Raw genomic sequence first — 26017 nt, 5'->3', positions numbered from 1 at the left:
GAATTAAATATTGGTAAGGATCAGGATCAGCACAGTCACTATAGAGGTAATCACACCAATAGTTTGTACACTGGCCGCATTGTTAGCGGAGGTTTTTGCTTTATTAGGCTCCACATAAATCACATCATTTTGTTTGAGGTAAAAAAAGGGGCTGTTAAAAATTTTAGAAGAATTGAGGTCTAACCTCGCATATTGCTTTTGTCCGTCAATATCTCTAACAATCAGAATATTGTCGCGCTTGCCATAGATGGTCAGGTCGCCTGCCAAGCCAATTGCATCCAGTATCGAAACCTTTTCTTTAGGTAGCGTATAGGCTGCAGGATTATTTACTTCGCCTAGTACAGTCACAATAAAGTTGGCAAAACGAACCTGTACATTAGGGCTTTTATATTCTTTACTTGCTTTCTCTCTGATCAGCTCCCTGGCCTGTGTAGTGGTCAGGCCGGCTACTTTAATTTTCCCGATTGCGGTAAGTTCAATTTCTCCGTTTTCATCTACCAAAAAACCACTGGTAGATTGTGCATTTAAGGCTGTATTTTGTCCTCCGCCCAGTGTAGGCAGATTGGCCGCTTGGTTTACAACTGCCGCGGTGTTCGCGTTCAATGTAAAAATGCTGACCGATAAAATGTCATCCGGCTGGATCAAAGGTTTCTGGAAATTGCTTACCGTATCCAGTCTTGCACTTTGAACGGACTGGATATCCTGGAAGTAGGATATTTTTTTATTGCTAACGCAGGCGTTTAAAAATAAGGTAAAAAGAAGGAGGATCTTGATAGGAATACGTAAATTATAAATCATTTTTGCAGGGAAAAGGTATCAATTGCAATCACCACAATTCCAAACTTGGTGCCGATTCTTAGTTTTTGTCTGATAATAGGTATTTCTATCATGTAAAACCGTATATCTATCATTTTTTATTGAATTATACGTGTATTTTTTGCATAAAATACTGTATTTCTCTTTTTTTAAATCAATCTATTTCTTTTTCGGTTTGAGTTTTTGATGTCTTTGGCGATTCAAATGTTTAAAGGTGCTTTATATATAGGAACAAATATGAAAATAGCGATAGTTCATGATGAATTGATGCGAAAAGGTGGGGCGGAACAAGTCGTATTAACAATGTTGAAGGCATTTCCTGATGCTGATGTATATACTTTGGCTTACAATCCAACTGCAACTTATCCTGAATTTGCCAATTATAACATCCGTACCTCTGGTTTTCAATGGGTGTCTAAAAGTGTAGTGTGGATGCAAAGGCTATATTTTCCCTTTGGCATATTGGCCATGCGCAATATGGATGTTAAGGGCTATGATGTGGTGCTCACTTCTACTACGCATTGTGCAAAATACGTCAGTGTAGATGATGAAAGCTTGGTAGTTACATATTGCCATACGCCATTTAGATTAGCCTGGCGACCGGAGTCTTACAACGAGGTGACCAGTTCTGGTTTTATTAAAAAAATGCTGTACAAACTAGTGGTCAGGGTATTGAGAAAGGTGGATGCCGTCAGCGCGCTCCGTACCGATTATTTTTTAACCAATGCGCAGGAAGTTGTGCCCAGAATTAAGTCAGCCTATCATCCCAACCGCCGGGTCACTGTAATTAACCCTCCGGTAAAATGTGATCAATTTAAACCTGTAGAGCAGGATAAAGATTATTACCTTGTGGTAAGCCGTTTCGAACCCTACAAAAAGGTAGATCTTGTTATTGAGGCTTTTAATAAAATGCCAGATAAAAAACTTGTGGTATTGGGTAAAGGTACCATGGAAAATTACCTGAGAGGCATTGCAGCGCCAAACGTATCATTTTTAACTAATTTAGATGCCCAGGAAATTGCTGCGCTTTACGCTGGCGCCAGGGCCTTGGTTTTTCCCCAGCATGAAGACTATGGCATTACGCCCTTGGAGGCTAATGCTTCGGGTTGCCCTGTAATTGCTTATGGAGCAGGAGGCGTATTAGAAACCATGATCCCATATCGGGGTAATGCCTCCAGATGCACAGCATTGTTTTTCGAAAATCAGGATGTAGCATCGCTTACAGCAGCTATCTATGAATTTGAAGGCCTGAAATTTAATTCAAAATTTATCAGGCGGCATGCCGAACTTTTTGACGAGCCTGTATTTATTGAAAAATTAAAGAAATTTATCCAGGAAAAATACGAATTGAGCCAGCAGGTGCCTACAAGACTGGAGCCAGTTAAACAGGTAACTCTTCCTGTTGCAGCTGCTTTTGTTGTTCCGGAACGGCGCATTAGATTTGGTAACGTTTAAGGCTAGGCAATGAGAAAATACCTATTGCTCCTCTCGCTTTGTTTGATCTTTGTCAGTATACATGCACAATCCGTTCATCAACCATATTCTTTTTCATTTTACCATCAACTGGATCCTGATGTTTATAATGTAAAAACAAGAATTCATAGCTCTTTAAAGCCTTACCTCATTGAAGATAGCCTGCTAACCGCTGCGGCAGATTCACTTTTGCATTACAAAAGCAGGGAGAAAGGAAGCAGCTGGTTGCAGCGAAAATTGTACGCTGAACATTTGTTTCAGCATACCGAGCTGGGGTATTCCGTATATGCAGATTTTCTGCCCGATTTGTTGATCGGTAAAGAAACACACAGCACTGAAAAAACCTGGCTCAATACCCGTGGCTATCAGATTGGAGGTACAGTGGGTAAAAAGTTTTCTTTTTATACCAGTGGCTACGAAAATCAGGGAAGGTTTGCGCCTTATTATGCCCGTTATGTAGATCAGCATAGTGTTGTGCCAGGCCAGTCATATAACCGCGGTACTGAAAACGCAGTCATCCCCGTTACTAAGGACTGGTCTTATGTCACAGCTTTGCTTTCTTACAGTCCTGCAAAGGCAATTAACATCAGTCTGGGACACGACAAGAATTTTATCGGGGATGGATACCGCTCCATGTTGCTCTCAGATTTCTCTTCTCCCTACACCTTTTTTAGGGTTAAAGCGACTTTAGGTAATGTGCAGTACATGGCCATGTGGACAGGCATGCAGGATCCATCGGCAAAAAAACTTTCAGAGGCCACAGGTAACAGAACAAAAGGAGCGGTTTTTCATTATCTGGACTGGAATGTAAATGACCGTTTATCTCTCGGTTTTTTTGACGCGGTAGTTTGGGCTGGTACAGATGATGAGGGCAACCGAAGGGGCTTTAATGCGGATTACATTAATCCTGTTATTTTTCTCCGTCCCCTTGAGGCTTCAAGTGACTCTCCGGACAATGCCATGCTTGGGTTAACAGCAAAATATGAAATACTACAACACACCACCGTTTATGGTCAGTTTGCGCTGGATGATTTTGTGGCTAAAGAATTCCTGAGCGGGAATGGCTTTTACCGCAACAAATACGGTGTGCAGCTTGGCCTTCGGGGTACGCAATTGCTTAGCGTTAAGCAGTTGAATTACCTGGTTGAATTTAATTCGGCCCGGCCTTTTACTTATGCTGAGAAAAACCAAAGCATCATCAACTATGCAAATTACAATGAGCCTTTGGCCCATCCATTAGGGGCAAATTTTCGTGAATTTATTGGTATGCTTTCCTACCGCTTGGGTAGATTTGGATTTTCAGGGCAATTGAACTATTCAAAATATGGCTATGACCTGGATGGTGTAAACTATGGGAAAGATATTTTTCGTTTATACGAAGACGGTTCCCGTTATGTAGGGAATTTTACCGGGCAAGGTTTGGCTACAGTGTTATGGTATGGCGACGCGCGGGTTTCTTATCTCTTAAATCCACTTTACAATTTGCGGATTGAATTAGGTGCTGTGCTGAGGACTGAAAAAAATGTACAGGTCAACAATAAAACCAGCTGGTTTACTTTAGGGCTTCGTTCTTCATTTAGAAACCTGTATACCGACTTTTAAAAGAGCGTTTCCAGAGCTTTTGCATTTTTAGGGTATATAATCCTCGAATCCCTGGCCCACCATCCAGTAGCTTCCAATGCCGGATGCTCATAGATTTGTCCGTTAGCAAGAGATTTGATGTAAGCTGCCAATAGGGTAGCTTGTGGTTTGCCAGATTGCAAATCAAATGCGCCGGCTTCGTAATTGCCCCCGGGCAAAGTAAGCAGCTTGTCCCAGCCATAAGCGCCAAAAAGAGACCATGCAGTAAGGCTTAATACATTTATACCTTGAAATTTTAGTCGCTTTGCAGTTGTCCATAGGTAATGGAACCAACGCAACTGATCTTCTTTGTTGCAATGTAAATGTACTTCGGTAATGGCTATTGGCAGTCCGTACCTGTTCCAAACCTCTTTAATCAATTTTTCCGGACCATCTATCTCTACCTGATCTGTTCTAATCGCTTCAATATCTACATATACATGCTTTCCATTGCGGCCCGCTTTGATGTCAGGATACAGATCTATATCTTCATCCAGAAAGCGTTCGGAGGTGATATAGTAATTAAAGCCCATGACGTCTGGCGGTGTAGGATGGTTTAGAAAAAACTCCAGTTCGGTTTTTTGGATGCCCTCATCCAACATATACTTCCAGAAAAAGTGCCTTTCATTTACTTTTCCACAAAGCAAATCCATGCTCAACCAGCGCCTTTCATTCTCAAAATTAGCTTGATAACTCAACATAGGGCTACTGTGCACTTTACAAAGGTCTTCTGTTTGCACCAGTTTGGCTGCAGGGTTTATTTTTCTGATCGCCTGCATAGCCAGCACGGTAGCTTTACATTCGTTGAGGAGCATCCTGAAAAATGCTGACATGGTAGATTGATGCGGATACCAAAAGCCATACAAGGCACCAAAACGCGCGGTAGTCAAAGGTTCATTAACCGGAGTGTAATGGTTTATCCAGGGAAAATTTTTAGCTACCGCAGTGGCATATTCAGCCAATCCAATAGCAAAGGAATCATCCATTACTTCTACGTGGACAGGGCCACAGCCGTGATGTACCAGGCCGGCAATGATATCAACTCCAGCCTTTCTCAAGATGTCTAGTCTCGCTGCTGTACTTCCCCAGTTGATCTTTCCCTCTTTAGGCTGATGGTGCTCCCATAGTATAGGGTAACGCATTTTCGAGATGCCCAAATCGCAAACCAGCTTTAAATCTTCAGGCCGTTTGTAATGCCCCTGATACTCCAGTTGGTCAAACCACTGGTCCTGCACCCTGTTGATGGTACATTCCATCCCTCCCCAGATTTCCATCAGCTAGCTGGCTATAGATACCTTGTCGGTTAAGGCCATCCGCATTTGTGCCTGCATAGCTGCATGCGTATTGTCCCAGGATAAGTAGGCTAAAAACTCATCAACTTCATGGAGCCAGGCTTTTTTACAGGATTTATGAAGTTCAGTGTCAATTGCTTCAATAAATTCATCACAGCTGCTGCCAATATAGACCAGCTTTTTTACGCCATAGGGTTTAACCACATCTCTAATAGGCGTAGATACTACCGGAATTCCTGCTGCAAGGTATTCGGGAGTTTTAGTAGGGCTAATAAAGCGGGTTGATTCATTTAGGTAAAAGGGAATCATGGCCACATCCCATCCCGATAAGTATTCAGGTAATTCGTTATAGGTTTTCATGCCCAGGTAATGAATGTTTTTATTTTTCGGAAGACTTTCCGGATGAATTTTTACTACCGGGCCTATTAAAATAAGCTGCCATTCCGGACGTTTGGTAGCTAGTTCGGCAATCAGTTCAATGTCAAAGCGTTCATCCAGCACACCGTAAAATCCAATCTTCCGCCCTTCAATCATAGCCTGGTCTGCAGGTTGTTGCATGAGGCTGCGCGATTGAGCAAAATGTTCTTTTTCAATGCTGCTTGGGAAAGGAAAAATGTTAGCATGTTGTTGCTTTTTGGCTTCGTATAAAGAATGGCCACCTGTAAATACCAGGTCAGCTTTTGCCATTAACTTTTTCTCCAGTTCAATCAATGTAGGTGGAGCAAATTTAAAAGCTGAGAGCTCGTCCATGCAATCGTAAACCAACAGGCGGGGTTTGTATTTTGCTGTAAAGTTTAATGCCATTGGTGTGTAGTACCAGAAAATGGAATCGTCTAAATCAATGTTTGTAAATAATTGGTCAAGCAGGGCGGTTAAACCTGTATGCTGTTGCGCTTCTGTTAAAGCAGGAATAATATGTGGTATCACTATCGTGAGCGTATCACTGCGTTTTGATAGGGTAAGGAAATTCTGGCTTTCTGCATCCATTAAGGGTTCTTCAACATAATATACATTTGCATCAGCGGCAAAACGGCTCAGCAAATGTTGTGGTCTCTGGTACACAAAATCCCAGCGAAGATGGGAGAAACAAATTAAATTTTTGGGTTGACTGGCATAGGATGTTTTCATAGTGCTGTATTTAGTTTAACTGCTACTCCTTAACCATAAATTTCAAATGATTGTTTACCGTATAAATACCCATTTCGCTTGCGTAAATCCTCATTTTATTTGCGTAATCCAGTCTCAATCATTTTTCAGTTTATATATATGCCAAAGCGATTTTTAGGTAATTGTGCTGCGAAATTCAGTATTCTTCACCTATGATAGGAGGATAGCTAATTCTAACTTAGCTGCTATTTATGGGTATGGAAAAATCAATGCTTCCCAGGGAGGCACTTTATAATATTTTGCCCTTAAATAAGAAGATTCTTATTGTAGAAGACGATGATGAACTTAAAGATTTACTCACAACCCTGCTTGAACTTGAGGGTTGTAAGGTGCAATGTTGCGTTAAGAAATGTGATTTTTATCAATTGGTAAGAAGATTTGAACCCGATTTGATAGTATTAGACTATCTGCTGCCAGATATTACCGGAGGGGAACTTTGTCACCAGCTTAAACTTAACGATCAGTATGCGCATATTCCAGTGATCCTTTATACGGCCTTAGATCCCGCCCTATTATCGATGGATCATTACAATTGTGACGGCTTTATTTCTAAACCATTTAATTTGGAAGCACTATTGAGACTCATGAAACGGTTGATAGTACGTTGAAAGGTCATCCTTGCAATTTATACAAACAAAGAAGTGAAAATGTGTCAAACAATACCAATAAACAGATGTTATTTGTAATATTAATGCATCAAATCTATACAAATTATCTTTTGTATTGGTTTGACTAGGGTTCTCAAAGTAATAAGTACAAAATGTTAAATGTAATATTGGCAGAAGACCATATTGTAATGCGTAATGGCCTGAAAATGCTGTTAGAAATGGATGGTAAAATTCAGGTTATTGCTGAAGCATCCGGTGGGCGCGAAGTACTGAATTTGGCGGCTCAATTGCCGAAGATAGATTTTGTAATCTCAGACATCAGTATGCCTGATATGGATGGTATTGAAATGCTGAAACTTTTAAAGCAATCCAGACCAGAAGTTAAGGTCATCATCCTTTCCATGCTGGATGTCGAAAAATACATTATCGAAGCCTTTTCAGCAGGAGTATCTGGTTATCTTTTAAAAAGTGTGAGTACGGCCGAATTATTGTTCGCTATTGAGCATGTGCATAGCGGTGGTACGTATTTATGCACTGGACTGTCTAAAAACTTATTGGATAAGCTGATAGAAAATTCCAAAATTAAAACTTTCCGCGCGGGTCAGGATTTAAATTTTTCCAAAAGAGACAAGGAAGTTTTACGTATGCTGGCAAATGGCTTAACCACTTCAGAAATGGCGGATCAACTATTTGTGAGCAGCAGAACAATTGACGGGTATCGGCAAAGTTTGCTGGAAAAAACCGGTACCCGAAATACAACTTCTTTAATCTGGTATGCGGCTGTTAATGGCCTCATATCTGTTTAATGTACCATTTCTACGGTGTTAAAAGAATTAAAATACGTATAATGCGCAATCATTCAGTGCATTTACGCAAAATTAAACCCTATAAATACTGGATTTTTAATCTTTAGAAACAATCGTTATTTAAGATTGTGGTGGATGCGTATACATCTTAAACCACAAAATTATGTTTTATCACGTAAAAGAATTACAATTTAATGCCAGGGTATCCAAACCGGACCCAAGGTTTGCCAACATCCTGCTGGAGCAGTTTGGCGGAGAAAATGGCGAGCTGGCCGCTGCCATGCAATACTTTACCCAGGCTTTTGGTGCCAAAATGCCCCATCCAGACAAATATGATATGCTGATGGACATCGCCACAGAAGAATTTAGTCACCTGGAGATTGTCGGCGCTACCATTCAAATGTTGCTTAAAGGCGTTAACGGCGAGATGAAATATGCCGCAGATTCTGAAGAGATCATGCAGGTCATGGAAGGGAGCGAAAAACGTGAATCGATCATTCATAAAGCGCTAACCGCAAATCCGCAGTTTGATATCCTTTCTAGTGGCGGCCCAAGGTTAAGCAACAGTCAGGGAATCCCATGGTGCGGCTCTTACATTCATTCTAATGGAGATTTAACGGTAGATTTGCGTAGCAATCTTGCTTCAGAATCCAGGGCTAAATTGGTCTATGAGCACCTGATGAAATTTACTGATGATCCCTATGTTAAAGAAACACTCATGTTTTTGATGACCAGAGAGGTAGCCCATTACCAAATGTTTGAGGCGGCACTTGCTACCATTCAGCCCAACTTCCCTCCCGGAATTTTACAAAGCGATCCGCGCCATAGCAATACGTACTTTAACCTGTCAGATGGCGGAGTACGTGGCCCATGGAACGAAGGTTTGAGTACCCAGTTTAAAGAAGAATGGCAATTTGTAGAAAACCCTATTGAAACCGTAAGGGAAACAGAGGGTTTGAGTACGCTGGAACCAATTGGTACAGAGCGGGACGATGAATCTGTTGCCGAGGCAGATGTGGCTTTAAGTGAAGAAAGATCAGAAGAAGTTAAGGCCGCTACACCAGAGGGCGTAAGTCAGTGGAGTACGTATTAACGTATGGAGATTAACGCTCTCCATTTTTCCTTATCCTTGATGTTATGCAACAGAGCCTTTGATTTGAGCAGGCGAATTTAAAGGAAGTTCAATGTAGAAAGTTGTGCCCTTATTTTCTTCGCTTTCAAAGGTGATGTTCCCTTCATGCCATTCCACAATGGTTTTGATAATTGACATGCCCAGGCCTATAGATTGTTCGCCCCCCAGGCCGTTTCTTCGGGCACTGGTAAATTTATCAAATAAGTTGGCATGGTGTTTTTTAGGTATGCCGATTCCAGTATCCGCTACAATGAATAGGACCTTGTCTTCCTTTTGCTCAATTCTAATGGTGATCTGCCCTTCCTCTTTGATAAATTTAAGCGAATTGGAGATCAGGTTATTGATGACCTGGTAAAACTTATCTTCGTCAATTTCTGCAAAGATTTTATCGTGGCTGCTTTCCAAAAGAAAACGTACGCGCATGTGGTTCTGACTTTCATGGTATTTCTCCATCACGTCAGTCGTTTTTGCCACCAATTCAACCCGCGTTTTAATCAAGTTAATCGCCGCGGTTTCCAGAAATTCCTGGTCTATAAAAGCGTTAATAAGCTCCACACAGCTTCTGCTGGTCTTTTGAATCAGCTGTACGTATTTATCAATTTTGGGCCCTATATCCAGCTTTTGCCTGTGTATCATTGCCGACATGTTTTCGATGACGCTCAAAGGCCCTTTTAAATCGTGAGACAGGATATTCAGGATAGAGTTTTTCTTTTGATTGTGGGCATTCAGGTTGTCCACATAGGCCTTTTGCAAGGTGATGTCTTCTATTAAACATCCCAGTATGCATTCTTCCAATGTGTTTTTCAGTAATTTGGGTTGGATTCTCAGCCAATGTACCTCCTCTTGTAGATGAATCCTGCATTCAAAATCACGAAGCTCTTCTCCTTCAATGCAAGCTTTATATTTAGTAGCCAGGTAATCCAGGTCTTCTGTATAAGCCAGGCTTAACAGGGCGGCAGGGGAAGTATCGTCTTTAAAACTTACAAGGCTTTTAAAAGCCGGGTTTAAGTAAATGAAGGCATTCTGTTTCACATCCAGAACTAAGTATAACTGTTCTGATCGATCGGCTAACAATTTAAGGGATTCCTGAGGACTCATGTACAGTTGATTTGTGGCAAGGTACAACATTATATTGGCAGCTGGAGGAGTTATTATGTTAGGCGGGATTGCAGATCTCAAATAATCTTCGTTCATTTAGGTATGCAATATCAGTATAAGGCCTTTGGATTCCCTGTGCAATCAGAATTTGAATTGCCAGCACTTCTTCCGGTATATGTTCCTTTCAGCCAATTGACTAAGTGTATTCAGATTGTCAGGGGTACAGTTCCGGCTCAACTTCAAAATCCTTCTTTAGGAGAAAATGCAGTAGGGAGTTACAACAGCACAGAAGCTATCCTTAGCTTTCCTAACATTGCTAAGTTTTACATTGAGCGCGGTCATATCATTGTCGTGGAACCCCGGGGCGGAAATGCAGATACCATTGCACAAATGGTCTACGCAAATTGTTTAATTATTGCACTTTTTCAAAGAAACAGTATATTGTTGCATTGTTCGGGGGTTAGAGTTAACGAAGAGGAAGTGATTTTATTTGCCGCTCCTAAAATGACAGGTAAATCCACACTTACTGTGTTGTTACAGCAAAGAGGGTATGTTCCCTTTACCGATGATACTGCTTTGATCACTTTTAATGGAAACTGCTGTTACGCCCAGGCCTCCTATCCTATGCTCCGGTTAAATGAAGAAAGCATTTTACAACAGCAGATTTATGATGATGCGGATAAAAAGCATACCAGATCTACCTTGGATGAAAAGTCCGGTTTTTATTTTCATGAGCAATTTTCCACTGGAAAAATGAAAGTAGCTGGTTTGGTATTTCTGGAAAAAGCAGGTGATACCCTTTCTGTAGAGAAGTTGCAGCCTATTGTAGCCATACCATCTTTAGTTGCTAATATTTACCGTAGGGAATGGCTTAGCACCATGAAAAAACAGCAACTGGAAATTGAATTGCTGAGCAAACTAGGTAATCATGTGCCTTTGTGGAAAGCCGTAAGACCAGTACATAATGAAACCTTTAATGAATTTGCTCAACTCATAGAAGCGGAAATTCTTCAATCCTCTTTAAAAAATTGATTTGTTTCTTGTATTAACCTTTATTTATTGAGAAATTGGGCAAATAAATTCTGCCAATGTACTATATTAATAAAGAAAAGGTTTTGCTCTCTCAAATTGCCGATGAAGGGGTACTGTTTGACCTGGAAAAGAATGAATACAAACATTTAAATGAAACCTTATTTAAGATATTAGAAGGGATCCAGCTTGGACAGGATGCCTCAGCCATTTGCGATGGACTGGTTGAACAGTATGCTATTGCTAAAGAAGAATGTCTGAAAAAAGTTGAGCAGGCGATAGCTGATCTTCTAAAGCAGCAATATATTTTAAAAGTCTAAATGCTTCTGGCCAGGGCGGGTACTTTTTTTAAGCTGGGCTGGCGACTGCAATTGTTGCTGCTTTTTAATTTCTGTTTGGCTATTTACAGCTGGCTGCTCTTTAAGTTCTTTAATTCCAGGGCCAGGTTTAAAAGCAGGCCCAATCGAGGGCAAGTTAAAGGTCTCGGGAGAGAAGGGTTAATTACTGCTAAAGAGATCCGCTGGTCCATTGCAGCTATCAATAAGACAGTCTTCTGGAATAATGTATGCCGGCATCAGGCATTGCAAGCGGTTATTTTATGCCGCTATTTTAATATCCCTTATCAAATTAGCATTGGTATAAAAAAAGGTGCTAATTTTGAACTTGAAGCACATGTCTGGACCATCGCTGCTGGTAAAATGATCACAGGCGATTGTGAGCCAGCGCAATACAAAGTACTGCAACAATTTGAAGGCTAACTAGCTTATTGAATTATTCCTATGATAATTGCAAACATTTTTTTATCTTAGGCTTGAATTACAAATCATTAATCACAACTATTATGAATTTAGCGCCAAAATTACCGCAAGTAGAAAACGAAGAGAAAAAAGCCTGGGTTGATCCAGAAATGAAAAATATTGAAATAAATTCTGGTCCTATGGGACCTCTTTCGGGTGAAGACGCTCTTTACTCTTCTTAGCATTTTAGCATTACCAGTCAATCTGACTTTTCAACCATTCTTTGTTATTGAGGCGGGCGCTTTTTCTTTTTCCTAACCTGCTGGGGCACCTCCATCCAACTACAAGACTTTCCAGGCAGTTGGTCGCAGCTGGGTGGGATGTAATTTATTGCGGGCGGCAGGAAATGGTCGCCTTTACCGTTAAATCTGGTTTTAAGCTTTATCCTATCGAGTCATTTCCTGTTCTGGTAAACCGCTTTGCTGAGGGGGATTATTCTCCTTTTAAGGCCTGGTACTTAAAACTGCTGGATAAATGGGATCATAAAAAATTGAAGAGGCGAAGGGAGGAACTTCAACAGGTAATCCAAAAACATAAACCTGAACTCATCTTTCTGGATAACTTTTACTATTCCGATTTTCCAATCATTTATGGAATAGACCCAAAAATCAGGTGTGTCTTTTTAAATGTCAGGTTTCCCTCTGCGCCTAATGAAGCTGGAATTCCGCCAAGTAATGTATTCTCCTTTCCAGGCTTTCAATCAAAATTACAGTGGAGGAAGCGTAAAGTCCATAAATATCTTAAATCGCTCTGGAAAACGCTGTGTTATTTTGGAAAGAGCGATCACCACATGCTGTCCTCAATGGTAAAGAAGTTTGCAGTCCCCACTCAGTTTTCAATTGAATCGAAAAGGCAATATTCTCCTGCTTTCCGGGAAGTTGAAGAATGGTTTTTATTTCCTCAGCAGCTTGACTTTCCCTCGCAACAACTTGCGCCCTGGCAAAAATATGTTCCGCTTGGCATAGATCCAGAACGGTTTGAACTACTGCCAGCTGCATTACAAACTTTTGTTAAAAAGCAAACAGAAATCCAGGATGCAAAGCTAATCTATTGTAGCCTCGGTAGCATCAGCAAAAAACAAAGTACTTTATCAGCTGGGATCGATTTAAAAGGATTTTATCAAAAAATAATTGATATTGCCCACATGCAGCCAAACTGGTATTTTGCTGTCGCAATAGATGCTGAAATTAGTAAAGCGCTGCACAACATTCCGCCCAACGTATTTGTTGCGCCCTTTCTACCTCAATTGTATCTGCTTAAACACGCAGCTCTAATGATCAATCATGGTGGCGGCTCGGTTAATGAAGCCGCTTATTTTGGGGTTCCTATGCTCGTGTTCCCAATTAACAGCAAATGGGATTTCAACGGAAATGCTGCCCGGGTGGTTTATCACCATCTTGGTTTAAAAGCATCCTTCCAAGATTCAGTGCAGCAGATCAGTCTAGCGATAAGTAGTATGCTGTACGATCCACAATTCAAAGAAGCCGCCCTTCACAAGGCAAATGATTTGCATTTTGCGATCAATAATTTTAATATTAACACACATTTAAGCAATTAACTATAAAGATGGATTCACAAAAAATGGCACCAAGTACAGGGAATGAATTGCGTGTCAGCTATATTCAATTGTTACGTGACTGCGTTAGCTACTGGCTATGGCTTCCGTCTGATAAAAAAATGAAGCGGTTTATGGGAGAGGACTGTCCTAAAGATGGCCTTGGTGAAACCATGATCGGGATCAGGCGCCTGGATAACATCCATTATTGCTTAAAACAGATTTTAGAGCAGGATATTCCTGGAGATGTAATTGAAACGGGTGTATGGAGGGGAGGTGCGGTCATCTTTATGAAAGGCATCCTGCATGCCTATGGTGATCAGCAGCGGAAAGTCTGGGTGGCGGATTCTTTTCAGGGTGTACCGGCTCCTGACGAAGTGAATTATGCGGCAGATGCAGGTGTTAACCTACATGAAATGAAAATATTGAGTATCCCTAAATCAGTGGTAGTAGACAACTTTAAAAAATACAATCTACTGGATCATAAAGTAAAGTTTTTGGAAGGATGGTTTAAAGATACCCTACATACCGAAGAAATCAAACAGCTTTCATTACTGCGTTTAGATGGAGACTTGTACGAATCAAGTTATCAGGCACTGGAAGCGCTTTATCCTAAATTGTCTGTAGGGGGATATTGCATTGTAGACGACTATCTTTCTTTTGAATGCTGTAAACAGGCCGTAGACGATTATCGTGCAAAAATGAACATTACAGATCCAATTGTTCAAATAGACAATATCGCTGTGTTTTGGAGAAAAGAAAGCTAAAGATTAGCCGTAGAAATTTACCGGTTTAAATCTTTTATGACCCGCTGCGCCCGTTAAAATTAGTTCTCCTACCACTACCCAGGCATGGGCATCAAGCTTGCTATCATTTGGATTGTTTGCTATGCCTAAATATAATACGGATTTTATACTCCTTTTATTTAGCAGTCTCTTGCAAAGGATAGCCTGTACCAGGCATTTGCTTTCCCATGGGGTATGGTTACAGACGGTTTCAATCAGCATTTTGAGGTGTTTGGCTTGTTCGATTTGATTAGCGCTAAGTTCTTGTCTTACTTCTTGCTGCTGTTTGCCCAATAAGTTTCTGTAAAACCTGAATGGCAGAAAGTAAATCATAAATCTTAACAGAGCAGATCCGAAGAAAATGTATACCACGGTTAACTTATCCCTCAATGGCGCAGATAAAAATTTAGACTGGAAATGTTTAAAGAAGTTGGAATTCATCAAACCAATATATTGCCGTTGCTGTCAATATAGTTAAATTTTAGCAGCGTATCGTAATTCACATCAATAATCTGCTGTGCCTGTGCTTGGGTAATTTCATTTCTCCATTGGCCTGATTTTCCTTGTCTAAAGAAAGTATCTACCTTAGGTGTCATTTTAAATTTTTCTTTTTTTTCTTTTTCCTGTAGATTTTTGAAAGAGGTTTGTACTATCGCTTTCTCTATAGCTTTTTGATCATATCCTAGCTCAGCATATTGAATAATTTTGCCGAATTCTGTCAAAGAATCCTTAATAAGGTCCTCATATTTAATTATTAATATATTTTCAGCATGTACATTTACCCAACTATCCACATGATTTCCCCAGGTTCCTAAATGTTGGGATAGTTGGACACCTAGACGGGTTTGCCTTTGAGCTAATCCATGTGTATTACTGCATAACATGTGTACGGATTTATCTATTGATACCTTGAAATGATTTGCCATAGAAGCCACTATGTCAAAAGGATTCCGTAAAATGTAGATTGTTCCTCTGGTAATGGATGGTGGAAACAGGATCTCTTCTTTTAGGATACATGCATCGTGAACTTTACAAATTATTTTGTCCAGTGATGGTTGGTCGCGAGCCCAATTAAAATAAAGCCTGCTTCTAAATTTCAAATAATCGCTTTCCGGAAGATTAGCGGAGCTCATTCCAAGTGCACTATCTATGATAGATCTGGACGAAATATTCTGGTTTAAAGGTGTGTCATTGATGTTCAAATCATTGGCTTCAGAAAATAATGCAGACAAAAATAGCCTTAACCAGGTATTTCCAGATTTTGGATATGAACTTAACCAGATAAGTTTTGCACTTTTATTCAGCATTGGCTAAGATTTTCTCAAACTTCTTTAAAAAAGGGTAAATGCCATCTGTTCTTTCTACCCCTAGGATAGATACATTAACGTGACTGGCAATTTCCAACAGTTTAGCTGAATATTCTTTTTTCAGGTCTAAAGCATCAACCATATATGGATGAAATAGATTTTCTTTAAGCTCTTGTATCTTTTGTATTCCCAGAACCTTAATTGGTTGCCCTATTTTAGCTGTCATTTTTAAAATGTAAACGTGCTTAAGTATTACCGGCTTCGTAAAAAACCGATCATTAATAGGATAAAGGTACTTGCAAAGATTTTCCCGCAATTTTTCTCCTTCTTTGACCGTAAGATTTAGCTCATCTGCAGCATCCTGCCATATCATAATCCTCGGGAAAGTTGGATGGGCTAACACTTCGCCTTCAACCATCTGCAAGTTGCTGATGTCGTCGGCTATTATCGTGTGGCCATTTTTATATAATCCGGCGAGGAGGGTAGATTTACCTGTGCCTGAAAGACCAGAGATCAGAACAGCAATCCCATTAATAATAACCATTCCTCCATGAAAAGGAATTAGACCTCTTTGATAACTTAATGCAGCAAATGCCGAGGTAAGGATCTGTCTATTCACATTTACAAGTGCCGCCGACGGATCTGGTTGGATAGTGATTTTATTTCCCTGCTCCACCAGATACCTTCCTATGCCAGGCAATTTAAGTAAGTACTGGGAATGATTTATCTCTAAGAATGGGAAGTCAACGCAATTGATTTCGAGATGCTCAGGAACATCTCCGTAGGCAATGTAAGCATCGGAACTAGCACCACAATTGCTAGCGGATAGTTCCAGCTCTGGAAAATGAATGTCGGAGGCAATTGAAATCCCTCCGACTTTGTAATTGTACTTCAAAGATGATATCGCTATAGTTTATGAAGTATGGTAGTTATCTTCATGATTAAAGCCACCAAAAGGGCCACTATTAGTTGCTTCTATAACTTGTTCCTCTACTTTAGGAGCAATCCATTCTTTCTTTGAAGTGCTGTTTAAATCGTGTTTTTCTGTCATAATATTTGATTAAGTTTACCAATGTAAAAGTAAAAATAAATATTGTATTAGTATGACTTGGATGATATTTTTAAAAGCTTTTGCTCAACATAAATAAATGAATCAGGACTAATCTCTTCATCTTTATGACGTGATAAGGAATACATAGGGATGTCAGAAATTAGCTTAAACGTCATTTGGCTTAACACTCTTTTATTATGATGTTTTGCGAACATTTTTTTACGATATATATGGTTTTTAAGTTCAGACTTAGTAATCCAACCTTTTAATTCTCTAAATTTCAGTTCATTGCTTTTAAATGACAGAAATATAATTGCCTGAATAGGATAGCTGACTTGTGATTGATTGAATTGAATCGGTAAAGAATATTTTTGCTTGTGGTAGTTAATAAGTCTTAAACCGTGTGTGCTTTTTCCGATCAAACTTAAAGATGATGCACTGAGTTTGATTCTCGGTACAGAAGGATAAGCCATTGCCATCAGGCTATTAGAGATATTTACTGGAGTCATATCATCAGATAGTACTGTATATCCTTTTGAATGGAAATATGCGGCAACACTAGACTTGCCGTCTCCCGATTTTCCACAAAAGAGCACAGCTTTTCCATCAACGAGTACGCAGCAGGCATGCAGCGTAACGTATCCCATCGTTGTGGTCATTAACATGGAAACCGATCCAAGAAGATTCAGTTTGATTTGATCATGATCTGAACCTATCGGCGGTGTGTATTCTAAGATGTTATTATTCCATATCGCTACAAAACCCATATGCTTATTTTGAAAGCAAGAAAGTTGAAGTTTTTCATCCGAAAAAAAATTTTTACTTAGTGCTACAGTGGGTACTGCTTCTGATATGGAAGATTTTACGTAAATGCTAAATTGTGGGATACCAGTGGCCGGAATAAGTTCAGACAGAAGAAAATTGCATTCAAATATGTAACCTGCAAAATGATATTTGTGCAACATGTCGGTAATTAAGATTTAGCTTCAATTATTACTTTTCTATTCGTCAGATCTGCGATAAAGGAAATCACATCTGCTTCACATTGCTCTGGGCTAACATTATATATTTTCCCAATTTCATTAATAATAAGGTTTACAGATGCTGGTTTAGTTAAAATCTCCCAAATGGCCTTTCCTGTTTCGTTAATTGAGAGGTATAATCCAGTATTGATATTCATCATCACTAGTTCGCCGTCAACAATATTAAAAATATAATCTTCCCCTCTTTGTATAATGCTTGTTTTTTCTATTGCCATGATGTAGTTACTTAATATTTAGAATTCATTTTGTTAATCTTATTGTATAATAGGGCAAGAGATAAGAAAGATAAATTACCTTTGTTTTTTATTTCAGCTAATCTTTTTAACGTAAAATATTTTGAAAAACTCCCTTCTTGAATTGCTTTGCCTGTTTGAGTCGTCACGTCCTCCCTATAAAGGTTATTGAAATACCTTGTAAAAGGGACGCTACTTGTTTTACTTTTTTTTATGGCGGTGATTTCCTCTGGTATAATGTTTTTTACTGCTTTGGTGAATAGAAAACGCTCCTGATTTTTTGGAGCAACAGTATTTTCAGGAAGTCGCATGATATAATCCAGCAGTCGCACATCGAGTAAAGGAAAGCGATATTCTATATTAAAATGAAGTCCAGTTAAATCATGATGCCAGGCACGGTGCTGTAAACTAGCATAACTGATGCATTCAATGTATCTTTGTTGTCTGTTACTCTGACTATGTAGTGCATATCGGTCCGATGGTATATCCCAGAGATCATATTTTTTGATCCATCCCTTGTCAATCCCTTCCAGTTGTAGGCGTTTCCTGTTTATATTTATATTCTGTCTTAGGAAACGATTACCATCTATGCCTCTAATGAGGTAGTAAACAAAACGCAGCACTCCCTGTAGAATGCCGAATCTGTCCCTTAGTCCTTTCCAGAGTATTTTATAGTGTCGTCTCCTCGATGCGCCAAGATAGAAATGAGTAGAGCGACTGGTTACCAGTTGGTCACCGCCATGTCCTGACAGGACTACGCGAACATTCTTATCCCTGGCATCAGGTAAAAATGCCAAAGCGGATTGTGGTACCCCGTTGTTCTCATCATCGTCATAAACCGAAGTTTTTAAATTTAGCAACATTTTTAATGTCAGGTTCCTTTCATTAACTGCCGAGAAATACTTGCTTATATGGTATTGTTCACAAAATTTAGCGGCCAAATGGCTGTCATCTTTCCCCGTTATATCTTGATCAGATTTTCCAAAACAATACGTGTAAAACTCGGCACCTTCGCCGAGGATTTTCATGGCAATGGCTGCAATGCCCGTAGAATCTAATCCCCCGCTCAGTTCTGCGCCTATTTTACCCGAAGTTCTTAACCTCGTGCTTACTGATTTATATAATAATTTTTCAAAATGCTCAAACTGTTGCTCCGGGTGATCAGGAATTTCAATTTCTTTTTTCCCAAGTTCCCAATACTTGGTGATATTAAGCTTATGATTTTGCCACTCAAAATAGCTTCCAGAAGGGAGTTGGTGTATATTGTTATAGGGAGTTTCCGTTACAGGCAGACTAACCGCAGAAAAAGCATAAACGAAATACGCATCATTTAAGATTGGCTTTACTTGTTGATGTCCCAGAATACCTTTAATTTCACTTGAAAAAATGAACTCATCTTCAACTTTGGTATAGTACAATGTTTTGATACCAACATGATCACGCGCACCGAATAATTTCTGTGTTTCTTTATCCCATAGGACAAATGCAAAATCTCCATACAGATATTTTACACATTCGCAGCCCCATTTTTCGTAAGCCAGAGCAATATATTTGATGTCAGCTATGCTGTCTTTATGGGAAATATTAAATTGAGTAGCAAGTTCTTCACGGTTATCAATTCTGCAATTGGCAACTAATATAGTTTGACCATATTTTAAGGGCTGAGCATTAATGTATGACTCTGAAGTATTGAATAGTTCCAAACTTCCCATGCAAACATTCTCATCTTTGTAAATGTCCTTTCTGTCTGGTGTCCAATGCTGAAGACTTTCCAACATCTTATCAATAAAACCAAAGGTAAATCCTGTATATCCTGCTATTGAACCCATCGATTGATTTGATCTAGTCGTTATTTATCAAAGGTATAATCAAACATTTCAATATCCCTTTTGTAAAAATCGCTCACACGATTTTTTATCACTTCGTCATAATAGCTTGTATAAACTTCATGAGGGCTGGAATTTCTTTGGTCAAGTTCCAACATCGGTAAATTTATTCGGTTACAGATTTCGTTAAAATCTGACTGAATTGATTCTGTCTTTCCAATAAAATCGAGAGTAGAAAATCCTCTTTCATCGACAATAAAAGAAGATTGAGGTTTATAGAATAGACCTGGATTATCCCAGTGTTTGGTTAATATGGCGTTAAAAAAATCAAGCTTTGATTCATTACTGTGGATTAACTTCTTGTGCCTGTAAAATACAGTCGAAACAAACCTGTCCCATGGGTTTCTGACAAAACAAAATTTAAAATAGCTGTTCCATATTTGATCTGAAATAAACGGTCTGATTTCCTCAACAGAGAGATGCCCATCAGCACGATCTTTAAATTGAGGTACAGATAATTTTGATTGCTTGAATAGATGCACATGCTCCTCATCTCCTACATCTAAAAAAGGTCTTAATGCAAAACGGATAGAGTGTGTTCCGGTTTTTGGTATGGCAAAAAAAATAAACTTGTGTTTATGTGATATAATCATTTAAGCACGATAGTTAAAGGTCAGAACAAGGTAAATCATTGATTTCTGCATCCAAATACTCAAAAATTAGATGAATACGGGCAGTATCGCCATTATTTTTCGCCCAATGTTTTGCTGCATTATTTACCTCGTAAGATTTTCCTTTTTCGAAATAGTAAGTTTGACCAGCTACAGAGAATTCGGCCTGATCATTTGTGATTAGTGGAACATGAATCTTATGTGCTGCCCACATATTTAATTTGCCATCAATGTGGCTGGGGATGGAAGATCCCGGAAGCATTTTTGCCAGCATTACCCTTGTAAAATAACCCTTAGCATAGCCAAGTGGTTTAACAACCTCCCTCATAATTGGTAAAAGCGTATCTTTATACTTTTCCCATAAAGGAAGAGTTAAGTATTCTATTGGTACCCTGTTCTTGTAAGACCAACGAAAATTAATATGTTGAACTTCGCTTAAAGTCATAGTTTTATTTCCATTCAACTGATAGGTTGATTCGCTATCCCATTCGTTAATAAGTTGTGGGAGTAAGCGTATTACCGGAAATGGGTCTATAGATCCTAACTCTCGTACGGTATCTGTTTTATGTGGATTCTTTTCGATATGCATAATTACAAATTTTATTAAAAACATGCAAGAAGTAGCATCATAAAATGCCTTCTAAAATGCCATAGCCGATCTTTCATTGAAGTTTGGAAGGTAGAAAAAATCATTGTAGTTTTACCATTTTACATCTTGAAAAACAAAAGACAATTTAGCCTTTTCAGAAAAGACCTCTTCCGCGCATTTTCTTTAGCCTGGAAGGCCGATTCCCGTATCGCGGTTATCAATATGACCTTGCAGGTAGTACAGGCATTACTCCCTGTGGCCTCGCTTTACTTTTTAAAGCAGATGATAGAGGCGGTACAACATGGCGAGGCTTTTAAGGTCGTTCTTCCTGTAATTGTAGCTTTTGGGGCTGTGCAAGTGGTTTCAGCGCTTGCCGCTCAATATACCGCCTACATATCTGTCATTCATCAGGCAAAGCTAACAGATCATTTATCAGAGCAGGTATTACATCAGGCGGCCCATGTAGATTACAGTTATTACGAGAATCCAGACTACCACGATACCTTGCATCTGGCGCAGCAACAATCCCTTTATAAAGCTTCCGGGCTTTTGTCGAGTTTTAATGCGGCAATTTTAAATACGCTGTCCCTAATTTTTTTAATCGCCTTCTTTTTTAGCCTCAATGCTATGTTCGCCTTATTGTTTATGTTGGTTTCAGTCCCGCTGGCAGCCATCAAATGGTATTCAGGATTTACCTTGCAGCGACTCGAAAGTAGATTTGTAGGCCGGGAAAGGGAAGCCGGATATTTACATAGTGTGCTCACCGGAATAAACTACGCCAAAGAAGTGCGTTTATTTGGTTATGCTGAAGCCTTCATCAAAAAGTTTAAAAAGATCCGGAGCAGCATCCGCGAAGAGAAAGCTAAAGTCCATGGACGTTTGGCTTGCTACAGTCTTCTTGCCGAGTTGCTTGAAGTAGTGGTGATGGTGGTCATTTTTGGGATGCTGGCCAAATCTACCTGGGAAAAAGCAATGACCATCGGCGCCTTTGTCATTTACATCCAGGGTTTTCAACGCCTGCAAAGTACCTCCAGGAATTTCCTTCAAGCCTTGGTGCAGATTTTTCAGCAACGCATCTTTTTGAAAGACCTCTTTGCTTTTTTAGACATTAAAGTTAGCTATCCTGAGGCTGTAACTGAAAACGGCTTTGCAGGACCTAAGCAAGACCTTATAGTCAATCAGCTTTCATTCAAATATCCGGGAAGCACAAAGCCCGTCCTGAAAGAAATTTCTATGGCTTTTAAGCCTGGCACCATCACTGCCATTGTAGGCGAAAACGGCTCTGGCAAATCTACGCTGGTCAAACTCCTTTCCAGAATTTATGCAGTTCAGCAGGGTAGTATCCAGCTGGATGGAACGCCATTGGCAGAAATTGACCTCGATGCCTTCCGCAAAAATGCAAGTTTCGTGTTTCAGGATTTCGAAAAGTATTTCTTAACCGTTAATGAAAACATTGCCCTTGGAAATGGGGCTGAAGTTGTTGACCCCTTAAAGGCAGCGCGTTCCGCAAAATTGTCCGGTGCCCATCCGTTCATCAGTAAACTGTCTAAAGGATATGATACCCGGTTGGGTAGAAGTTTCGACAAAAGTGAACAGCTCAGTGGCGGACAATGGCAAAAGCTGGTGCTGTCCAGGATTTTTTACAATGATGCAAAGCTGATTGTACTTGATGAACCCAGCAGTGCCTTAGATCCTGTGGCAGAATTGGAGCTTTTCCAGAATATTAAAGAACTGGCTGTTGATAAAACCATTATTCTCATTTCGCACCGCTTGTACAACCTCAAAGTGGCAGATTACATTTATGTCATGAAAAATGGTGTTGTTGCGGAAGAAGGTGCTTTTGCCGCGCTGATTGAAAACGGCCCGGTGTTTAAAGAGATGTACGATGCACAGAAGTTGTAAAACTACTTAGCAAACAATTTAAAAAACAAACGAAAAGGCCTGAAAATAAATAATAAGGGAAGGGCAACTGCGGGTAGTTTGAAGTACCTGATGTCAGATGCTGTAGGTACCACATAATAATACAAAGTCCTCAACTGCGCTTTCATTTTGTTCCAGCTGCTATCCTGAAAGTTCAAAAAGAAGGGGTAATGTTCATTTCCTTTCTCCGTATTTTTTACCACTGGATAAGCTGTTGCTACATTTGAAAGCTCATTGTCAGGAATATTGTCAAAAGGGAGTTGCGCATTGCTGATCCCTAAAAGTTCTTCAATGGCAGAAAGTGACGCATTCACGATACGCTGGTGTCCATATTTTTTCAGGGTTTTATGGATAAGGACACCGTCAATGCTGTCGCCGGCAGTTTGTAGCAGGCAAGCTGTATCTATCACATATTTAAAACGCATCAGGGGTTCCCGGATAAAGTGGTTAGATGCCATACAAAGGAAATCATAGGCCGGTTGCAACCTTGGGTATCCATTACCCTTATTCAATTGCTCGTTCTTTTCCAGGCCCTGAATAAAAAAGTCGAACTCAGGAAAAGAGCCCATATGTAATTCGGTGAGCTTCCATTGAATCTCAACCGTACATTTCATGGCATTGTTTACCGCGGGTGTTTTCAGTTCCAGGTCCTTGGCAATCTTCAGGTAATAGGGTAACCATTCGTCAGGAATCTCCCAGCCGCTTTTAAAGGGCATGCCTTTCCGCTTAAAGTACTTTAGTGCAGGCTTAACTGATCTTCTGTTGATCATCAGGTCAATATCACTGCTCTCGCGCATGGAAGGAGATTTGTAGTATGCTTTTGCAAAAGAAATACCTTTATAAGGAATAACAGGAATGCCTGCGGCGGTCAGTTCCCTCACCAGTTCTACCAGATACTTTTGCTGATGAAGATTAGTCATACTCAAAGCCATCAAATCCCCCTTCAGTTTTTTTAAAAAATCCTCTGGCATGATCATGCCAGAGGCCTGAATACTATGATAGATAAAGGTTCGAATACCATGCCTGCGTATGAACAGGTAGCAAAGTTCCCAATCGAATTTTTGGACATCAATAAAATTCTGAACCTCAACTGCGCTGAGGGTTTTAAAGTAAACCCTCGAAATCAGGATCACCAGTGTTTTTTCGGTTCCGAATTTTTTAAGGAGGGTTTGTGTAGGCAGCATGAATTTTAAATGTGCCTCAAAGCTAATAAAAAGCCCTAAAAATTATTTGATTTTTGCATCGATCTCTTTCGCTTTTGCATGGTGTTTTTCTAAAACAGGCAGTGTTTTTTTTGCAAAGTTTTTAATTTTCTCGTTTTTATTGTTTTGCGCAGCCTTAAAAAGATCCAGCGTTTTCACATGGTCGTTCAGCATCATGTCCATATAATGCTTGTCAAATTCGCTTCCTTTCATCGTCATCATCATATCCAGGTGCTTTTTCTGGTCAGCAGGATATTCGTCGGGCAAAATGATTTTGAGGTCGGTTGCCAGAGCTTTTAATTCTGCATTCGCTTTGGTATGGTCTGTGACCATTTGCTGTGCAAACGCTTTGACATCAGCATTTTTAGTGGTTTTTAAAGCGTATTGTCCACTTTGCACTTCCATCATTCCGCCTATGGCTGCAGTTTTCATAAAAATTGCCCCATCTTCATCAGCATCAGATTTATAAGTTTCCGCCCGCTGACTGTCGTTACCTTCAGCTTTCTTTTGCTCAGGACTTTCATTGTTTTTTTGAAGGCTATCCAATTCTTTTTTTGGTGTTAACCCATCTTTTTGATCGGTAGAACGTTGCTCAGGACTTTGGCAAGCGGCCAGCAGGCAAGCTGCTGTAATACAAGTTGTAATAAAGTTTGTCGTTTTCATAGGTTTGAAATTTTATGCTTAACAACTCATATCTTTTAATGTGTTTAAAAATTGAAATAAAAGATTAACTATATTCGCCAGTACTATTACAACAATGAATTTACATCATTAATTCGTTTATGATGATAACCTTATATAACAGCTAAAATATGAAAGTTGCCTTAATTACAGGAGTTACAGGTCAGGATGGGGCCTACCTGGCAGAATTTTTATTAAAAAAGGGATATTTTGTCCATGGTTTAAAAAGAAGATCTTCTCTTTTCAATACCGACAGAATAGATCACCTGTACCAGGATCAGCACGATCATGGGGTAAACTTTAAACTTCATTTTGGCGACTTAACAGATTCCACCAACCTGATCCGCATCATTCAGGAAACACAGCCAGACGAAATTTACAACCTCGCAGCCATGAGCCATGTGCATGTGAGTTTCGAGATGCCGGAATACACCGCTAATGCAGATGGTATTGGTACATTAAGGCTCTTAGAAGCCATCCGGATTTTAGGCCTGGAAAAAAAGACCCGTATTTACCAAGCTTCCACTTCAGAATTATACGGATTGGTACAAGCAGTTCCACAAAGTGAAACCACACCTTTCTATCCCCGTTCTCCGTATGCGGTAGCTAAAATGTATGGCTATTGGATTACTGTCAATTACCGTGAAGCTTATGACATGTTTGCCTGCAATGGAATCCTGTTTAACCATGAGAGTCCGTTAAGAGGGGAAACTTTTGTTACGCGTAAAATTACCCGCGCGGCATCTAAAATTGCCCTTGGTTTGCAAAAATGTTTATATCTAGGTAACCTGTCGGCACAGCGCGATTGGGGCCATGCCAAAGATTACATTGAAGCCATGTGGCTGATTTTGCAGCAGGAAAAAGCAGAAGATTTTGTCATTGCTACGGGTGTAACTACAACGGTTAGAGATTTTGTGAAAATGGCCTTTGCAGAAATGGGTATCGAAGTAGAATTCAGCGGAAAAGACGAAAATGAAAGAGGTGTAATTATAGATGTAGATCAGGAGATGGTTGCAAAGTTAGGCTTAAATGCTGATGCCTTACACCTTGGACAAGAAGTAGTGCGTGTAGATCCAAAATATTTCCGTCCTACTGAAGTTGACTTGCTTCTGGGAGATCCTACCAAATCCAAAACCCAATTGGGCTGGGAGCCAAAATACGATTTACCAGCCTTGGTAAAAGACATGATGCAGGCAGATTTATTGCTCATGAAAAAAGATGAGCACCTAAAACAAGGTGGCTTTAAGACCTTAAATAATTTCGAGTAATCTTAGGTTGTCTATTTACACGAAGAAGAAAGATAGTGCTTTTTCATT

28 protein-coding genes are annotated in these 26017 nt (G+C 39.8%); 13 read left to right on the top strand and 15 right to left on the bottom strand.

The features are described 5' to 3' along the window. Positions 1-3 precede the first annotated feature (3 nt). On the bottom strand, positions 4-798 hold the full coding sequence (locus LPB86_RS01785; protein WP_230640827.1) for a polysaccharide biosynthesis/export family protein: 795 nt from the start codon (positions 796-798) through the stop codon (positions 4-6). A gap of 255 nt (positions 799-1053) precedes the next feature. Between LPB86_RS01785 and LPB86_RS01780 the strand changes: the two genes are divergently transcribed. Continuing rightward, positions 1054-2271, top strand: coding sequence for a glycosyltransferase (locus tag LPB86_RS01780; protein WP_230640826.1), 1218 nt, complete (start codon positions 1054-1056; stop codon positions 2269-2271). 9 nt (positions 2272-2280) lie between these two features. Next, a complete protein-coding gene (locus LPB86_RS01775; protein WP_230640825.1) occupies positions 2281-3891 on the top strand; it encodes a gliding motility protein RemB in 1611 nt (536 codons plus the stop codon). Here the strand turns inward: LPB86_RS01775 and LPB86_RS01770 are convergent. After that, positions 3888-5183: a family 1 glycosylhydrolase gene (locus tag LPB86_RS01770; RefSeq protein ID WP_230640824.1), complete on the bottom strand. Its 1296-nt coding sequence runs from the start codon at positions 5181-5183 to the stop codon at positions 3888-3890. The genes LPB86_RS01775 and LPB86_RS01770 overlap by 4 nt on opposite strands. 3 nt (positions 5184-5186) lie before the next feature. Beyond that, positions 5187-6329: a glycosyltransferase family 1 protein gene (locus LPB86_RS01765; protein ID WP_230640823.1), complete on the bottom strand. Its 1143-nt coding sequence runs from the start codon at positions 6327-6329 to the stop codon at positions 5187-5189. Positions 6330-6565: 236 nt separating this feature from the next. Between LPB86_RS01765 and LPB86_RS01760 the strand changes: the two genes are divergently transcribed. The 3 genes from LPB86_RS01760 (at position 6566) to LPB86_RS01750 (ending at position 8875) form a co-directional block, all read left to right on the top strand. Further along, positions 6566-6976, top strand: a complete 411-nt coding sequence (locus LPB86_RS01760; RefSeq protein ID WP_230640822.1) for a PleD family two-component system response regulator — start codon at positions 6566-6568, stop codon at positions 6974-6976. 152 nt (positions 6977-7128) lie between these two features. Further along, complete coding sequence (locus LPB86_RS01755) at positions 7129-7782, top strand: response regulator transcription factor (protein WP_230640821.1); 654 nt, start codon at positions 7129-7131, stop codon at positions 7780-7782. A 163-nt stretch (positions 7783-7945) separates the two neighbouring features. Next, on the top strand, positions 7946-8875 hold the full coding sequence (locus LPB86_RS01750) for a manganese catalase family protein (RefSeq protein WP_230640820.1): 930 nt from the start codon (positions 7946-7948) through the stop codon (positions 8873-8875). A gap of 42 nt (positions 8876-8917) precedes the next feature. Here LPB86_RS01750 and LPB86_RS01745 read toward each other — a convergent pair whose 3' ends face one another. Then, positions 8918-10012: a sensor histidine kinase KdpD gene (locus tag LPB86_RS01745; RefSeq protein WP_230640819.1), complete on the bottom strand. Its 1095-nt coding sequence runs from the start codon at positions 10010-10012 to the stop codon at positions 8918-8920. Positions 10013-10114: 102 nt separating this feature from the next. On the opposite strand from LPB86_RS01745, the gene LPB86_RS01740 reads away from it, so the two are divergent. The 6 genes from LPB86_RS01740 to LPB86_RS01715 all read left to right on the top strand — a co-directional run bounded on the left by LPB86_RS01740 (position 10115) and on the right by LPB86_RS01715 (position 14160). Next, positions 10115-11044: a hypothetical protein gene (locus tag LPB86_RS01740; RefSeq protein WP_230640818.1), complete on the top strand. Its 930-nt coding sequence runs from the start codon at positions 10115-10117 to the stop codon at positions 11042-11044. Between the two features lie 56 nt (positions 11045-11100). Further along, positions 11101-11361 carry a PqqD family protein gene (locus LPB86_RS01735; RefSeq protein ID WP_230640817.1) on the top strand — a complete coding sequence of 87 codons (261 nt, stop codon included), beginning with the start codon at positions 11101-11103 and terminating at the stop codon, positions 11359-11361. After that, positions 11362-11799 (top strand): lasso peptide biosynthesis B2 protein, encoded by a 438-nt coding sequence (locus LPB86_RS01730; RefSeq protein WP_230640816.1) that lies wholly within the window; start codon positions 11362-11364, stop codon positions 11797-11799. Positions 11800-11882: 83 nt separating this feature from the next. After that, positions 11883-12020 (top strand): hypothetical protein, encoded by a 138-nt coding sequence (locus LPB86_RS01725; protein WP_230640815.1) that lies wholly within the window; start codon positions 11883-11885, stop codon positions 12018-12020. 47 nt (positions 12021-12067) lie between these two features. Beyond that, on the top strand, positions 12068-13396 hold the full coding sequence (locus tag LPB86_RS01720; protein ID WP_230640814.1) for a glycosyltransferase: 1329 nt from the start codon (positions 12068-12070) through the stop codon (positions 13394-13396). A gap of 8 nt (positions 13397-13404) precedes the next feature. Beyond that, complete coding sequence (locus LPB86_RS01715) at positions 13405-14160, top strand: TylF/MycF/NovP-related O-methyltransferase (RefSeq protein ID WP_230640813.1); 756 nt, start codon at positions 13405-13407, stop codon at positions 14158-14160. A gap of 3 nt (positions 14161-14163) precedes the next feature. Here LPB86_RS01715 and LPB86_RS01710 read toward each other — a convergent pair whose 3' ends face one another. The 9 genes from LPB86_RS01710 to LPB86_RS01670 are packed head-to-tail and all read right to left on the bottom strand — an operon-like array spanning position 14164 to position 20898. Next, on the bottom strand, positions 14164-14619 hold the full coding sequence (locus tag LPB86_RS01710; RefSeq protein WP_230640812.1) for a lasso peptide biosynthesis B2 protein: 456 nt from the start codon (positions 14617-14619) through the stop codon (positions 14164-14166). Then, on the bottom strand, positions 14619-15485 hold the full coding sequence (locus tag LPB86_RS01705) for a sulfotransferase domain-containing protein (RefSeq protein ID WP_230640811.1): 867 nt from the start codon (positions 15483-15485) through the stop codon (positions 14619-14621). Before LPB86_RS01705 ends, LPB86_RS01710 begins: the two co-directional genes overlap by 1 nt. Beyond that, positions 15475-16380, bottom strand: coding sequence for a hypothetical protein (locus LPB86_RS01700; RefSeq protein ID WP_230640810.1), 906 nt, complete (start codon positions 16378-16380; stop codon positions 15475-15477). Before LPB86_RS01700 ends, LPB86_RS01705 begins: the two co-directional genes overlap by 11 nt. 18 nt (positions 16381-16398) lie before the next feature. Next, the gene (locus LPB86_RS01695) at positions 16399-16536 is read right to left on the bottom strand and encodes a hypothetical protein (RefSeq protein WP_230640809.1); all 138 of its coding nucleotides are present in this window, start codon (positions 16534-16536) and stop codon (positions 16399-16401) included. Positions 16537-16583: 47 nt separating this feature from the next. Continuing rightward, a complete protein-coding gene (locus LPB86_RS01690; protein WP_230640808.1) occupies positions 16584-17501 on the bottom strand; it encodes a hypothetical protein in 918 nt (305 codons plus the stop codon). 8 nt (positions 17502-17509) lie between these two features. Next, on the bottom strand, positions 17510-17794 hold the full coding sequence (locus LPB86_RS01685; protein WP_230640807.1) for a PqqD family peptide modification chaperone: 285 nt from the start codon (positions 17792-17794) through the stop codon (positions 17510-17512). A gap of 11 nt (positions 17795-17805) precedes the next feature. Then, positions 17806-19641, bottom strand: a complete 1836-nt coding sequence (locus LPB86_RS01680; protein WP_230640806.1) for an asparagine synthetase B — start codon at positions 19639-19641, stop codon at positions 17806-17808. A 20-nt stretch (positions 19642-19661) separates the two neighbouring features. After that, the gene (locus tag LPB86_RS01675) at positions 19662-20291 is read right to left on the bottom strand and encodes a sulfotransferase family 2 domain-containing protein (protein WP_230640805.1); all 630 of its coding nucleotides are present in this window, start codon (positions 20289-20291) and stop codon (positions 19662-19664) included. Positions 20292-20304: 13 nt separating this feature from the next. After that, complete coding sequence (locus LPB86_RS01670; RefSeq protein ID WP_230640804.1) at positions 20305-20898, bottom strand: aspartyl/asparaginyl beta-hydroxylase domain-containing protein; 594 nt, start codon at positions 20896-20898, stop codon at positions 20305-20307. 126 nt (positions 20899-21024) lie between these two features. On the opposite strand from LPB86_RS01670, the gene LPB86_RS01665 reads away from it, so the two are divergent. Continuing rightward, entirely contained in the window at positions 21025-22800 is a 1776-nt protein-coding gene (locus tag LPB86_RS01665) for an ABC transporter ATP-binding protein (RefSeq protein WP_230640802.1), read from the top strand. 2 nt (positions 22801-22802) lie between these two features. Here the strand turns inward: LPB86_RS01665 and LPB86_RS01660 are convergent, their stop codons facing one another. Beyond that, complete coding sequence (locus tag LPB86_RS01660) at positions 22803-24002, bottom strand: nucleotidyltransferase family protein (RefSeq protein WP_230640800.1); 1200 nt, start codon at positions 24000-24002, stop codon at positions 22803-22805. A gap of 42 nt (positions 24003-24044) precedes the next feature. Then, positions 24045-24683 (bottom strand): DUF4142 domain-containing protein, encoded by a 639-nt coding sequence (locus LPB86_RS01655; protein WP_230640799.1) that lies wholly within the window; start codon positions 24681-24683, stop codon positions 24045-24047. 149 nt (positions 24684-24832) lie between these two features. On the opposite strand from LPB86_RS01655, the gene gmd reads away from it, so the two are divergent. Then, a complete protein-coding gene (gene gmd, locus LPB86_RS01650; RefSeq protein ID WP_230640797.1) occupies positions 24833-25969 on the top strand; it encodes a GDP-mannose 4,6-dehydratase in 1137 nt (378 codons plus the stop codon). Positions 25970-26017: the final 48 nt, after the last annotated feature.

This window comes from Pedobacter sp. MC2016-14 (assembly GCF_020991475.1).
In the GTDB taxonomy this organism is placed as follows: Bacteria; Bacteroidota; Bacteroidia; order Sphingobacteriales; family Sphingobacteriaceae; genus Pedobacter.
The sequence above is the reverse complement of the archived record's forward strand: the minus strand, read 5'-3'. Positions and strand labels throughout refer to the sequence as shown.

What these genes read in the sequence shown, in the direction of transcription:
- LPB86_RS01785 (WP_230640827.1), bottom strand. Translation starts at nt 798, where the DNA reads ATGATTTATAATTTACGTATTCCTATCAAGATCCTCCTTCTTTTTACC.
- LPB86_RS01780 (WP_230640826.1), top strand. Translation starts at nt 1,054, where the DNA reads ATGAAAATAGCGATAGTTCATGATGAATTGATGCGAAAAGGTGGGGCG.
- LPB86_RS01775 (WP_230640825.1), top strand. Translation starts at nt 2,281, where the DNA reads ATGAGAAAATACCTATTGCTCCTCTCGCTTTGTTTGATCTTTGTCAGT.
- LPB86_RS01770 (WP_230640824.1), bottom strand. Translation starts at nt 5,183, where the DNA reads ATGGAAATCTGGGGAGGGATGGAATGTACCATCAACAGGGTGCAGGAC.
- LPB86_RS01765 (WP_230640823.1), bottom strand. Translation starts at nt 6,329, where the DNA reads ATGAAAACATCCTATGCCAGTCAACCCAAAAATTTAATTTGTTTCTCC.
- LPB86_RS01760 (WP_230640822.1), top strand. Translation starts at nt 6,566, where the DNA reads ATGGAAAAATCAATGCTTCCCAGGGAGGCACTTTATAATATTTTGCCC.
- LPB86_RS01755 (WP_230640821.1), top strand. Translation starts at nt 7,129, where the DNA reads ATGTTAAATGTAATATTGGCAGAAGACCATATTGTAATGCGTAATGGC.
- LPB86_RS01750 (WP_230640820.1), top strand. Translation starts at nt 7,946, where the DNA reads ATGTTTTATCACGTAAAAGAATTACAATTTAATGCCAGGGTATCCAAA.
- LPB86_RS01745 (WP_230640819.1), bottom strand. Translation starts at nt 10,012, where the DNA reads ATGAGTCCTCAGGAATCCCTTAAATTGTTAGCCGATCGATCAGAACAG.
- LPB86_RS01740 (WP_230640818.1), top strand. Translation starts at nt 10,115, where the DNA reads ATGCAATATCAGTATAAGGCCTTTGGATTCCCTGTGCAATCAGAATTT.
- LPB86_RS01735 (WP_230640817.1), top strand. Translation starts at nt 11,101, where the DNA reads ATGTACTATATTAATAAAGAAAAGGTTTTGCTCTCTCAAATTGCCGAT.
- LPB86_RS01730 (WP_230640816.1), top strand. Translation starts at nt 11,362, where the DNA reads ATGCTTCTGGCCAGGGCGGGTACTTTTTTTAAGCTGGGCTGGCGACTG.
- LPB86_RS01725 (WP_230640815.1), top strand. Translation starts at nt 11,883, where the DNA reads ATGAATTTAGCGCCAAAATTACCGCAAGTAGAAAACGAAGAGAAAAAA.
- LPB86_RS01715 (WP_230640813.1), top strand. Translation starts at nt 13,405, where the DNA reads ATGGATTCACAAAAAATGGCACCAAGTACAGGGAATGAATTGCGTGTC.
- LPB86_RS01710 (WP_230640812.1), bottom strand. Translation starts at nt 14,619, where the DNA reads ATGAATTCCAACTTCTTTAAACATTTCCAGTCTAAATTTTTATCTGCG.
- LPB86_RS01705 (WP_230640811.1), bottom strand. Translation starts at nt 15,485, where the DNA reads ATGCTGAATAAAAGTGCAAAACTTATCTGGTTAAGTTCATATCCAAAA.
- LPB86_RS01695 (WP_230640809.1), bottom strand. Translation starts at nt 16,536, where the DNA reads ATGACAGAAAAACACGATTTAAACAGCACTTCAAAGAAAGAATGGATT.
- LPB86_RS01690 (WP_230640808.1), bottom strand. Translation starts at nt 17,501, where the DNA reads ATGTTGCACAAATATCATTTTGCAGGTTACATATTTGAATGCAATTTT.
- LPB86_RS01685 (WP_230640807.1), bottom strand. Translation starts at nt 17,794, where the DNA reads ATGGCAATAGAAAAAACAAGCATTATACAAAGAGGGGAAGATTATATT.
- LPB86_RS01680 (WP_230640806.1), bottom strand. Translation starts at nt 19,641, where the DNA reads ATGGGTTCAATAGCAGGATATACAGGATTTACCTTTGGTTTTATTGAT.
- LPB86_RS01675 (WP_230640805.1), bottom strand. Translation starts at nt 20,291, where the DNA reads ATGATTATATCACATAAACACAAGTTTATTTTTTTTGCCATACCAAAA.
- LPB86_RS01670 (WP_230640804.1), bottom strand. Translation starts at nt 20,898, where the DNA reads ATGCATATCGAAAAGAATCCACATAAAACAGATACCGTACGAGAGTTA.
- LPB86_RS01660 (WP_230640800.1), bottom strand. Translation starts at nt 24,002, where the DNA reads ATGCTGCCTACACAAACCCTCCTTAAAAAATTCGGAACCGAAAAAACA.
- LPB86_RS01655 (WP_230640799.1), bottom strand. Translation starts at nt 24,683, where the DNA reads ATGAAAACGACAAACTTTATTACAACTTGTATTACAGCAGCTTGCCTG.
- gmd (WP_230640797.1), top strand. Translation starts at nt 24,833, where the DNA reads ATGAAAGTTGCCTTAATTACAGGAGTTACAGGTCAGGATGGGGCCTAC.